This is a genomic window from Streptomyces sp. IBSBF 2435 (assembly GCF_036815005.1).
Classification (GTDB): domain Bacteria; phylum Actinomycetota; class Actinomycetes; order Streptomycetales; family Streptomycetaceae; genus Actinacidiphila.
In genome coordinates, this window is the sequence record NZ_JAJSYW010000192.1 from 1 (window position 1) to 11,396 (window position 11,396).

General features: G+C 72.5%; 11 protein-coding genes. 3 read left to right on the top strand and 8 right to left on the bottom strand.

From position 1 onward, the window contains the following. From V7E46_RS28025 to V7E46_RS28040, 4 genes are all read right to left on the bottom strand, one after another. On the bottom strand, positions 1-2,658 hold a 2,658-nt coding region (locus V7E46_RS28025; RefSeq protein ID WP_333771032.1), incomplete at its 3' end, for a DNA repair ATPase. 14 nt (positions 2,659-2,672) lie between these two features. Beyond that, the gene (locus V7E46_RS28030) at positions 2,673-4,721 is read right to left on the bottom strand and encodes an SPFH domain-containing protein (protein WP_333771033.1); all 2,049 of its coding nucleotides are present in this window, start codon (positions 4,719-4,721) and stop codon (positions 2,673-2,675) included. Positions 4,722-4,730: 9 nt separating this feature from the next. Beyond that, complete coding sequence (locus V7E46_RS28035; protein WP_333771034.1) at positions 4,731-5,468, bottom strand: hypothetical protein; 738 nt, start codon at positions 5,466-5,468, stop codon at positions 4,731-4,733. Between the two features lie 215 nt (positions 5,469-5,683). After that, positions 5,684-6,235 (bottom strand): YceI family protein, encoded by a 552-nt coding sequence (locus tag V7E46_RS28040; protein ID WP_329178057.1) that lies wholly within the window; start codon positions 6,233-6,235, stop codon positions 5,684-5,686. 102 nt (positions 6,236-6,337) lie between these two features. On the opposite strand from V7E46_RS28040, the gene V7E46_RS28045 reads away from it, so the two are divergent. Beyond that, positions 6,338-6,844, top strand: a complete 507-nt coding sequence (locus V7E46_RS28045) for a MarR family winged helix-turn-helix transcriptional regulator (RefSeq protein ID WP_329178055.1) — start codon at positions 6,338-6,340, stop codon at positions 6,842-6,844. Here V7E46_RS28045 and V7E46_RS28050 read toward each other — a convergent pair. From V7E46_RS28050 to V7E46_RS28065, 4 genes are all read right to left on the bottom strand, one after another. Further along, a complete protein-coding gene (locus V7E46_RS28050; protein WP_333771035.1) occupies positions 6,771-7,388 on the bottom strand; it encodes a hypothetical protein in 618 nt (205 codons plus the stop codon). The two genes, V7E46_RS28045 and V7E46_RS28050, sit on opposite strands and share 74 nt — an antisense overlap. Positions 7,389-7,540: 152 nt before the next feature. Then, entirely contained in the window at positions 7,541-7,822 is a 282-nt protein-coding gene (gene tatA / locus V7E46_RS28055) for a Sec-independent protein translocase subunit TatA (protein WP_329178051.1), read from the bottom strand. 164 nt (positions 7,823-7,986) lie between these two features. Further along, positions 7,987-9,624, bottom strand: coding sequence for an MFS transporter (locus V7E46_RS28060; protein WP_333771040.1), 1,638 nt, complete (start codon positions 9,622-9,624; stop codon positions 7,987-7,989). 94 nt (positions 9,625-9,718) lie between these two features. Beyond that, positions 9,719-10,225, bottom strand: a complete 507-nt coding sequence (locus tag V7E46_RS28065; RefSeq protein ID WP_333771036.1) for a MarR family winged helix-turn-helix transcriptional regulator — start codon at positions 10,223-10,225, stop codon at positions 9,719-9,721. A gap of 48 nt (positions 10,226-10,273) precedes the next feature. Between V7E46_RS28065 and V7E46_RS28070 the strand changes: the two genes are divergently transcribed. Further along, positions 10,274-11,038 (top strand): dienelactone hydrolase family protein, encoded by a 765-nt coding sequence (locus V7E46_RS28070; protein WP_333771038.1) that lies wholly within the window; start codon positions 10,274-10,276, stop codon positions 11,036-11,038. A 3-nt stretch (positions 11,039-11,041) separates the two neighbouring features. Next, the gene (locus tag V7E46_RS28075) at positions 11,042-11,308 is read left to right on the top strand and encodes a DUF6295 family protein (RefSeq protein WP_333771039.1); all 267 of its coding nucleotides are present in this window, start codon (positions 11,042-11,044) and stop codon (positions 11,306-11,308) included. Positions 11,309-11,396: the final 88 nt, after the last annotated feature.

The window sequence follows — 11,396 nt, forward strand, 5'->3', positions numbered from 1 at the left end:
GGTCCAGAAGGGGCGGGTGGCTGCGAAGGCCGGGTCGGTCACCGGGGCGAGGTAGTCCGTACCGGTGACCGTGAAGGCGAGAGCGTCACCGTGGGGGACCAGGGCCAGGTCCAGGGGCTGGGTGTTGACGGCGAAACGGTGCCGCCCGAGGCGGATCGTGGCGCCGCCGTCCTCGTAGAGGTCCTGGCGGTCGCGCAGGGTGCGGGCGGTGTCCTGGCGGGCGGCGGCCAGCGACGCGGTCAGCTCGGCGGCCCGGGCTGGGTCGCCCAGGGTGCGCAACTCGGCCGCGATACGCCGGTGTTCCGCCGCCATCGGGTCGGCGGCGAAGAAGGTGTTGACGTCGTCGGGGGAGGACAGCGCGGCGGCCCGGCGGCGGACACCGTCGAGGATGCGGTCGGCGGAGGCGGCCAACCGGCCCGCGCGCTGGGCGCGTTCGTCGGCGAGTGCCTGCTTGCGGGCGGTCAGCGTCTGCTGGATCTCGTCGCGGCGGTCGGCCAGCGCGGCGAGTCGTTCGCCGTCGGCGGCGAAGCGGGTGGTCAGGTTCTCCACCTGGACCAGCAGCCGGCCCAGGTGCAGGTCGCACGCCTCCGGGGTGTCGGCGGCGGCCAGCGCCCCGCTGACGCTCTGCGCCAGCAGCGCGCTCTCCGCGGCGAATTCGGCGGCGGACTCGGCGCCGAGCAGGTCGCGGCGGCGGGCGTCGAGCACGGCACGGGCCTGGTTGACCGCGCCGAGCACGTCGGCGGCCGAGGCCAGGATGCCGGTGCGTACGGTCGCGTCGGTGATCTCCAGGGTCGCGGCAGTCTCGGTGACGGTGCTCAGGCCCGCGGCCAGTTCGTCCAGGTCGGCGCCGACCGCGTCGCCGCCCGCCGCGGTCTCCAGTTCGGCGGCCGCTGCGGACAGTTCGGCGGCGCGCTGGCGGAAGCCGTCGAAGGCGTGCTCGTCGGCGAAGCACGCGGCGGCCCGGGCTGCGGCGTCCGCCAACTCCCCCGCCAGCGAGGTCCCGAGGGTGTCGAGCCGGCCGAGGTCGGCGTACCGCACCTCGCGCAGGGTGGCCAGCCGGCCCTGTGCCCGGCGCAGTTCGGTGAGCCGGGTGACCCACTCCTGCGCGCCGACCGCCGCCTCGCCGCGTACCCGGCGTACGAGTCCCGCGATACGGGCCGCGGTCTCGTCGACGGCCTGCGCGGCGCGGGCGGTGGCCTCGCGCACCCGGGCGTATTCGGTGAGCACGTCGCGGGCGGTGTCGCGGACCAGGGTCAGCGGTTCGGCCAGGCCGCCGGTCCCGGTGAGCCAGTGGTGGCGGTCGAGCACCCGGTCGCAGGACGCGGCGAGCGCCTCGTAGACGGCCGCGCCGGGCGCGGTCTCCAGGGCGGCGCGGGCCACCGACAGCGCGTCGGAGACGGCCCGTACGAGGTCGGCGTTGCCGATCCTGGCCAGCGGCCCGTCGCCGGCGGGCTGGGCGGCGGCCCAGGTGTCGGAGACGAAGGGGGTGTCCCAGCGCTGCAGGGTGTGCACCCGTGCGGGCTCGTCGCCATCGGCCGGGCGCAGCGTGAGCAGCGTGCCGTCGTCGTAGAGGGCGCAGCCCTGCACGGTCAGCGGGGCGGCGACCTCCTTGCGGATCAGGTTGTACGGCAGCAGCAGCCTGCGGCCCTCGGCGTGGAAGACGTAGAGCACGTCCTCGCCGTTCGCGGACCTGACCAGCCGCTCGAAGTCCAGCCGCACACCGCCGGTTTCGAGGTCGAAGGTGCGGGTGCCGCCGGTGGCGAGCGCGTAGCCGCCGGGGAAGATCACGCCCTGCTCGTCGGGCAGCCGCAGGCACGCCTGGCCGATCGCGTCGAGCCGTTCGACCTGCTCGATACGGGTGTTGACGGCGTAGTAGCGGTCGGTGTCCTCGTGGTAGGGGCGGATACGGAGCAGCAGCAGCGGGTCCACGGTGGCGTGGTCGACCTCGGCGTCGGCGAGCGACTGCAACGCATCCTCGACCGGCTCCTCGTGGACGGTGCCGCCGACGGTGACGGTCAGGGTGCCGCCGGTGGGGTCGACGGTGACGCCGCCGAGTGCCAGGTGCGGGCGGCGCCCGGGGACGTGGGCCTCGCGCCCGGCCGGCGTCCAGGCCACGGCGTAGGTTCCGCCGTCGGCCTCCGCCGTGTCCCGGGCGGTGCCCTGGTAGGCGTAACCCCCGTCCGGGCCCGTGCGCCAGCCCAGCGCCTTGACGTCGGCGGGCGAGGGGCCGGTGCGGAAGACCGCGAGCAGCCGGCCGTCGAGCGCCCGCAGCCGCAGCAGCCGGGTCTGCCGGTAGTAGCGGTACAGCTCCCGGAAGTCCCGCACGAACCGCGGGTCGTCCAGCAGCCCCGGCACGGGCTTGTCGCCGTCCCGCAGCCGGAGGACGTCCCCGACGTCGGCCACCTGCGCCGGGTTCGCCGCGAAGAGCAGCCGCCCGGCCGCCGGTGCGACGTCCGCGGGCAGCGACGGCTGCACGGTGCCGAGCTTGTCGGTCCCGGCGAGCCGCAGCTCGCCGCCGCCGAAGACCTCCTGCCGGGCCGTGTTCAGCGCCTCGGCGCGGTCCGCCAGCTCCCGGGCCGCGCCGGCGAGCCGGTCCCGCAGCAGGTCGTAGGCGTCGGCGTCGAGCCGGTCCCGGCCCTGCCCCTGCGCGTCGTTCATCGCCCGCCGCCCGCTCACTTCGTCGCGACGCCGTTGACCGGCGCCGGTGCGGCGGCCAACGGGGCTTGCTGCTGCTGCAGTTGGCCGAGCAGCGCGGCCAGTACGGTGGCCGCGCTGCCGTTGCCGGTGGCGCCGCCGTTCCCGGCGGCCAGGGCGCCGAGCACCTTCGTGGCGTCCTCGGTGAAGCGGCCGGAGCCGTCCAGCCAGTCGGCGCCGAGTGCCTGGACGGTCTCGGAGCTGCCGACGAAGGAGTCCACGCTGCGGCCCGCCGCGACCGCGCCGAGCAGCCGGTCGAAGAAGACGGTGTCGCCGCCGACGATCTGGATGTCGGCCTTCTCCAGTCCGGTGGCCAGGACGGTGGCCTGCGCCTCGGCGATCTGCCGCTGCGTCTCGAGTCCGGCCAGCCGGATGTCCTTCTCCGCCGCCAGCCGCAGCCGGTACTCCTCGTGGCCGCGCGAGGCGTCGTCGAGCGCCGCCATCGCGGCGGCCTTCTCGGTGAGGCCCGCGGCCTCCGCCTTGAGCCGGCCGCCGATCAGCGCGGACTCGGCGGCGGCCTGCGCGGTGGTGCCCTCGGCCTGCGCGAGCGCCTTGGCCCTGAGGCCCTCCGCCTCGGCCTTGAGCCGGGCGGCCGTCGCCTCGGCCTCGGCCAGGCCGACCTTGCTGATCGCCTCGGCGCTGCGCTGGTGCACCTCGACCTCGGCGAGCCCGGCCGCGGCGGCCTCGGCGCGCAGGCCCTCGGCGAGCCTGATCTTCGCCTCGGCGTCCATCTCGGAGGTGCGCTTGCGGGCCTCGGCCAGGGTCAGCGACTCGCGCGCCTTGTGCTGGGCGGCCTGCTCGGCGGCCTCGGCCGCCTTGATGTCCTTGACCAGCTGCTCCTGCGCCTGCGCCTCGGCGGTGATGACCAGCGCCTGCCGCTCGCGCTCGGCCTCCTGCACCATCCGCAGCGCCTTGATGGACTCCTCCTGCTCGGCGACCGTGCGGTCCACCGCGATGCGCTCGCGGACGACGTCGGCGACCTCCCGGCGCTCGCCCTCGACCTCCTTCTCCTTGGAGATCCTGGCCAGCTCCGTCTCCCGCTCCCGCGCGATGACTTCGAGCACCCGGTCCTTCTCGATGCGCTCGTTCTCCACCGCGATGACCCGCTCGCGGTTCTTCTGCGCCACCGCGATCTCCCGGGCCTGGTTCTCGCGCTGCACGCCGAGTTGCTCCTCGGTGCGCAGGAACGCGCCCTGGGCGCCGAGCCGTTCCTCCTCCTGGACCCGGGCGGTCACCGCCTCCTCCTTGGCCCGCAGCGTCTCGACCTCGCGGCGCTGCTTGATCTCGGCCTCGGCCTGGCGGCGTTCGAGCTCCAGGATGGTCTCCCGGGCGTCGACGTTCTGCCGGGTGATCTCCTTCTGCTCGGTGCGCTGGAACTCGTTGGTGCGGACGTGCTCGATCGCGGTCAGCTCGGTGATCTTCCTGATGCCCTGCGCGTCGAGGATGTTGGCCGGGTCCAGCTGGGTGAGCGGGGTCTGCTCCAGGAAGTCGATCGCACAGTCCTCCAGGTGGTAGCCGTTGAGGTCGGTGCCGATCACCTGGATGATCTGGTCGCGGAAGTGCTCGCGGTGGGTGTAGAGGTCGACGAAGTCCAGCTGCTTGCCCACGGTTTTGAGCGCCTCGGAGAATTTCGCGCTGAACAGCGCCTGAAGCGTCGCCTGGTGGCTGGCCCGCTCGGTGCCGATCGCCTGCGCGACCTTGATCACGTCCTCCTTGGTCTTGTTGACCCGGACGAAGAAGGTGAGGTGGATGTCGGCGCGGATGTTGTCCTGGCAGATCAGGCCCTCGCGGCCGGTCCGCTGGATCTCGATGGTCTTCACCGAGATGTCCATCTGCTCGGCGTTGTGCAGCACCGGCAGGACGACGGACCCGGTGAAGGTGACGTCCACCTGCCGGGTGCGGGAGATGATCAGCGCCTGGCCCTGCTCGACCTTGCGGAAGAGCCGGCTGACGGTGAAGAGCACTCCGAGTGCGATGAGCGCGAGAACGGCGACGAGCACACCGATCCCGATGGCAGTGGCATCCATGGCGGATCCTCAGGTGGTGAAGGTGTCGAAGGCGGTGACGGTGTCGAAGGGCGCGACCCAGAAGAACTCGCCGTCCGGGGCGTAGGCGTAGAGCAGCGCGGTGCTGCCGGAGCGGAAGGCGTACTCGCCGGTCTGCCGCACCTGCACCACGGCGGTGGAGCCGTCGGGCGCGGTGACCTCGGCCTGGCCGAAGCCCCCGGTGACGGTGCCGGTGCGGATCACGCACACCTGCCCGACGAAGTCCTCCCGGGAGGGCGGCGTGACGTCGGGGAAGAGACGGCGCAGCGGGCGTACCAGCAGCCAGGTCGCGAACCAGGCGCCGACCAGTGCGGCGGCGGCCACGACGGCGTAGAGCAGTGCGCGGACCGGGCCGGACGGCGTGTTCGCGCCGTGCAGGGCCGCGGACCCGGCGAGCGTCAGGAACCAGGAGAGCGCGACGAGCAGCGACAGGACGACGGTGACGGGCACTCCGCCGAGGCCTGCGGCGGCCAGCGCTCCCGCTCCGCCCGCGTGACTGCCGGCGGTGCCGGCGGTGTCGGCGGACAGCCGGTCATGGCGCCCCCCGAGCGCGCCATGACCGCTGTCTCCCCCCGTCCCCCCGTGTCCCCCGGTGGCGCCGTGGTGCCAGGGACCGTGCGCCTCGGCACCGCCGACCAGCACGATCGCCCAGAAGGCGACCACGGCCACCAGTCCCCCGGTGAACAGGACGGTCGGAAAGCCGAGAACGACGTCGGTGAACTGCCCCATTCCCCGTTCGCCTCCCCCTGCCGGCTCTTCGACCGCCGCAGTGATCGTGGCAGTACGGGGCCGGGCCGGGCATTGCCGCTTCCCGGCAGACTTCACCCGCCCATCACGTCCGGGTCGTACGGGAACCGGAAAGCCACCGGCCGCCGTCCGCGTGTCGACGCGGATGGGCGGCCGGTGGCTGCGGGGCTGTCACGGCCCCGGGTGCATGCTGGGAGTCAGGCCTGGGCCAGACCCGCCTCGATCTCCAGCGCGATCTTGATCTTGTCGCTGACCGCGGCACCGGCGGCGCCGCCGGTGACACCGAAGTCGCCCCTGCTGATCTCGGTGGCGGCCGAGAAGCCGGCCACGGCGTTGCCGTCGAAGCCCTTGCCGAAGCCGTTCAGCTCCAGCTTGAGGGTGACGGTCTTGGTGACGCCGTGCAGCGTCAGCTCACCGTCGATCTCGAACAGCTCGGCGGACTGCGAGCGCACCGCGGTCGAGCTGAAGGTCAGCTCGGGGAAGTTCTCGACGTCCAGGAAGTCCGCGCTGCGGACGTGGCCGTCGCGGGTCTCGTTGTTGGTGCTCACCGAGGCGGTCTTGATCACCGCGTTGACCGAGGACTCCAGCGGGTCCTCACCCGTGACGATGCTGCCCTCGAAGGTCGCGAAGCTGCCGCGGACCTTCGAGACGCCGAGGTGACGGACGTAGAAGGACACGTCGGAGTGCACGGTGTCGATCGTCCACGTACCGGCGACATAGCCGTCGATCACTGGGGTCTGCGAGCTCATGGCGGATACTCCTTGGACTGAACCATCAAGGTGGTGGTGATTGAAACCTCAGTCACCATATCCCGCTGGTGTTGAGAGTTCAACCACCACTATGCTGAACATATGGACGATGTGCGCTGGCTCAGCGCGGACGAGCAGGAGATCTGGCGGGCGTACCTGTCCGCCAGTGTGGCCTTCTCCGCGCACATAGACCGGCAGATGCGGCAGGACTCGGGCATGCCCATGGCGTACTACGAGATCCTGGTCCGCCTCTCGGAGGCGCCGCACCGGCGTCTGCGTATGAGTGAACTCGCCGACGCCTCGCTCTCTTCCCGCAGCCGGCTCTCCCACGCGGTCGCCGCGCTCGAACGCAACGGCTGGGCCGAGCGGCGGCCCGCCGACGGCGACCGGCGCGGCTGGGTCTGCGCGCTCACCGACGAGGGGTACGCGGCACTCGCGGCGGCGGCTCCCGGGCACGTCACGACCGTGCGCGAGCATATCTTCGACGTCCTCACACCCGAGCAGCTCGCTTCCCTGAAGGACATCGGACTGGCGATCAGCGCGGGTCTGCGCACGGAGTGTGCCGCCGCGCGGGCGGAGGACGAGGCGGCCGCCCCCTGCGACTCCTAGGTTTCAGGCGGAGGGGGGCCAGCCCCGGCGGCGGCGCGGCGACCGCGACGACGTGGCGGTCGGCGAGCCGCAGCCCGAAGCCCTCGGCCTGTTCCGCGATCCGGCCGGGGTCGCTGCGGCCGTAGAGCAGGTCGTCGACGAAGGCGCGGCGGGCCGCCGCGGCCCGGTGCAGCGCGTGCCGCTGGGCGCGGGCGTGGCCTTCGGCGAGCGCGCCGATCCCCGTTTCGAGCGCGGCCAGCACGGCGGCGCCGGCCCTGCGCAGCTCGGCGGTCTCGTGGGCGCCGGCGACACCTGGCAGCGCGGGCCAGGCGCGGCGGGCGGCGGCGAGGTGGGCGGCGGTGAGTTCGCGCAGGCCGATACCGGCGTCGGCGGCCTGCTCCCCGAGCGCCCTGCGGCTCTCGCGTTCCGCGCGGGTCAGCGTCCGGCAGCTGCGGGACACCTCGGCGAGCGTCTCGGGGAATCCGGCCAGGAATTCCGCCGGCACCGCGCCCGTACCCGCCGCCGTCGTACTCGTCCCCGTGCCCGTACCGGCTCCGGCCGTCACCGCTGCCCCCCACCCTGCCCGTACCGGCTTCCGTAACCGGGACGCCGAGAACCTACCAAGACTGCCGGATCCCGGAAGAGGCGGCCTCCCCCGGACAGCGCGAAGCCCCGGACGGCTTCCGTCCGGGGCTCGGCTCTCGCCGGTCGGGCGCGCTACTTGACCGTGCTGTGCTGCGCGGTCGGCGTGGCCTCGTTCGCGGTCACCACGTCACTGGGCGTGATGGCGTCGGGTGCCGGAGTGGGGGTGGACGCCGGAGCGGCGCTGGCGGTGGTGCCCGGATCGTCGCTCTTCATCGCCTTGGCTTCCGATTTCAGGATGCGCATCGACTTGCCCAGGCCGCGGGCGGCCTCGGGGAGCTTCTTGGAACCGAACAGCACGATGACGACGATCGCCACCACGATCAGGTGCCACGGCTCCAGCCCGTTTCGCAACATGGGATCCTCGCTTCATTCAGGGGAACTGCTTCGTACGTCGTACGCCTCGACTTCGCATTGTCACCCGAAAGCCGCCGCCGGCGGCACCCAGGTACTCAAAGCATGCGCAAAAAGCGCGTGAACGGGAAGACCCCCCAAGTCTGGCATCGCCTGGCGGAATGTGTTCAGCGGGTACGCGCGGCGGCCTTCTCTTCGCCTGCGGGGCGCCCCGGCGTGCCGCGGAGGAAGGACGCGGTCGCCGCCAGCAGCCCCATCACGGTCGCCGCCGCGAAGACGATCAGCAGGCCGTGGTGGAAGGGAGCCGAAATCAAGTTCGGGAAGAACTCCTTGCCCGTCAGCACCGCCCGATTGTGCGCGGGCAGCGTGTCGAGCACCCCGCTCGGCCCGAGCAGCGTCTGCACCGGGTTGATGCCGAGGAAGGCCGAGAAGACCGTCGAGACCGGCGGCAGCGAGGCCGCGTGCTCGGCGGTGGCGGCCGGCACCCCCTGCGCCTGGAGGCCCGAACTGAGCGCCGCGGGCAGCCGGTTGGCCAGCCCGATGATCAGCAGCGAGAAGAAGATGCCGATCGACAGCGACATCCCGCTGTTCTGGAAGGTGGACCGCATACCGGAGGCGGCCCCCCGGTGCGTGACCGGGACGCTGCTCATGATCGCCGACGTGTTCGGCGCCGAGAACATCCCCGAGCCCATCCCGTTGCACATGATGAGCAGCGCGAAGGCCCAGTAGGGGAAGGAGATCGGCAGCAGCAGCAGGCCGATGAAGCTGGCCGAGAACAGCAGCAGGCCGCCGGTGGTGAAGAAGCGCACCCCGTAGCGGTCGGACAGCCAGCCGCACAGCGGTCCCGCGACGAGGAAGCCGGCGGTCAGCGGCAGCAGGAAGATGCCGGCCCACAGCGGCGCGTCGGCGAAGTCGTAGCCGTGCAGCGGCAGCCAGATGCCCTGGAGCCAGATGATCAGCATGAACTGGAGCCCGCCGCGGGCGATGGAGGCCAGCAGCGAGGCGGCGTTCCCGGCGGCGAAGGCCCGGTTGCGGAAGAGCGCGAGGTGGAACATCGGCTGCTCCACCCGGGACTCGACGACGCAGAAGACGATCAGCAGCAGCGCGCCGCCGATCAGCCCGGTGAGCACCTTGGGGCTCTCCCAGCCCATCGTGTGGCCGCCGTAGGGCTGGATGCCGTAGGTGATGGAGACCAGCAGCAGCCCGAGGCCGCCGGCGAAGGTCAGGTTGCCCCACCAGTCGATACGGGACTTCTGCCGGGCCGAGGTCTCCCGCAGCGAGCGGTACGCCCAAACGGTGCCGAGGATGCCGACCGGCAGGTTGACCCAGAAGACCGCCCGCCAGTCCCACGCGGACAGCAGCCCGCCCAGCACCAGGCCGATGAACTGCCCGGACAGCGCCGAGATCTGGTTGATGCCGAGCGCCATGCCCCGCTGGTGCGCGGGGAAGGCGTCGGTGATGATCGCGGCGGAGTTCGCCATCAGCATGGAGCCGCCGAGCGCCTGCACCACCCGCCAGCCGATCAGCCACATCGCGCCGGAGCCGCCGAGGAAGGGGTCGAAGGACAGCGCGACCGAGGCGAGGGTGAAGACGACGAAGCCGAGGTTGTACATCTTCACCCGGCCCACGATGTCGCCGAGCCGTCCGAGCGTGACCACCAGCACCGCCGTGACCAGCAGATACCCCATGATCATCCACAGCAGGTAGCTGATGTTGCCGGCCGCGAACGGGTCCAGGTGGATGCCGCGGAAGATCGCCGGCATCGAGATGATCACGATGGACGAGTCCACCGTGGCCATGAACATCCCGAGGCTGGTGTTGGACAGCGCCACCCATTTGTAGCGGTCCGGCCGCTCCGGCGCCGTCGCGCCGCCGGGGGCGAGCCTTGTGTCCGCGGGTTCAGACACGTCGGGTGATCCTCTCCAGCAGCGGGAGAGCGGCCGCCAGCGTGGCCTGCTCCTCGGGTGTCAGTTCCTCGTCTATCGCCCGGGTCAGCCGCCGGCCCTTCTCCCGCCGGGCGCCGCGCAGGCCCTCGTGCCCGGCCTCCGACAGCGAGACGACGATGCGCCGGCCGTCCGCCGGGTCCGGGTCGCGTACGACCAGGCCGCGCTCGTACAGCACGTTGACGATCGTGCACATCGACTGCGGGCGGATGCCCTCGCCCGCGGCCAGCTCGGAGGACGTCGCCGGGCCCTCCCGGTCGAGGCGGACCAGCGCCGAGGTCTGGGAGAGGGTCAGTTCGCCGTCCGGCCGGAACTGCCGCAGCCGCCGCACCAGCGGTCCCAGCGCCGCGCGCAGATCGGCCGCGAGACGGGCCGGGCCGGGGCCGGCGCCGTGATCCGCGCCGGGATCGGCGGGCGGCGCGTCCGCCGGCGCGGGGTCCGTGTCCGTGCTCCTGGCCGCCATAATCCTCAGTATAAACTGATCAGTCCAGCCTTATGGTATAGCTGGCGCATGACTCAATACCCGGACACCTCACCCGGCTCCCTCTTCGCGACCACGATCACGGTCGCCGGGCACGACGGCGACGAGATCGAGGCGTATCTCGCCCGTCCGGCGGGCGAGAGCGCCCGCGGCGGCGTCGTGGTCATCCACCACATGCCCGGCTACGACCGGGAGACCAAGGAGATGGTGCGGCGCTTCGCCGAACTCGGCTACGACGCGATCTGCCCGAACCTCTACCACCGCGAGGCGCCCGGCGCCGCGCCCGACGACGCCAGCGCGGTGTCCCGTGCGAACGGCGGCGTGCCGGACGAGCGGCTGGTCGGCGATGTGGCGGGCGCCGCCGCGTATCTGCGGGCGCTGCCCGCCGCCAACGGCAAGGTCGGCGTCATCGGGCACTGCTCCGGTGGCCGCCAGTCCGTACTGGCCGCCTGCCGGCTCGACCTCGACGCCGCCGTCGACTGCTACGGGGCCTTCGTCGTCGGCGAGGTGCCGCCCGGCCTGGGTATCCGGGTCACCAACCTGCTGCCCGACCTGCCGGACCTCGGTGCCCCGCTGCTCGGCCTCTTCGGCACCGAGGACCAGCACCCCAGCCCGGAACAGGTCGCCGAGCTGGGCCGGATCCTCACCGAGCAGGGCAAGGACTTCGAATTCCACAGCTACGAGGACGCCGGCCACGGCTTCTTCGCCGTCAACCGCCCCGGTTACCGCGTCGCCGCCGCGAACGACGGGTGGGAGCGGATCGCCGCGTTCTTCGCGAAGTATCTGGAGGGCTGAACTGTGTGCACCTACACGACGGTCAAGGACACCGTCGACGGCAGCGCCAAAGGTCCCGGCGGCACGTGGTTCCACGTCTCCGACGTGACCGTCTACTTCGACCATCCCGTGCACGCGATGGCCGAGCACACGCTGAACATCGACTTCGCCGACCCCGGCAAGGGGCCTGCGGCCCGCGTCGCCCTCGAACTCACCGCGGAGTCCGCGCAGCGGCTCATCGCGGCGGTTCAGGCCGCGCTCGCGGCGGTGCCGGACGAGATGCGGGTCTGACCGGGGTCCGCCCGGCGGGGGCGGGGCTCCGGCGGGGGCCGGGCCCGCCCCGGGTGGCGGGGGGGCCCGCCCCCGGCGGCTTTCGGTG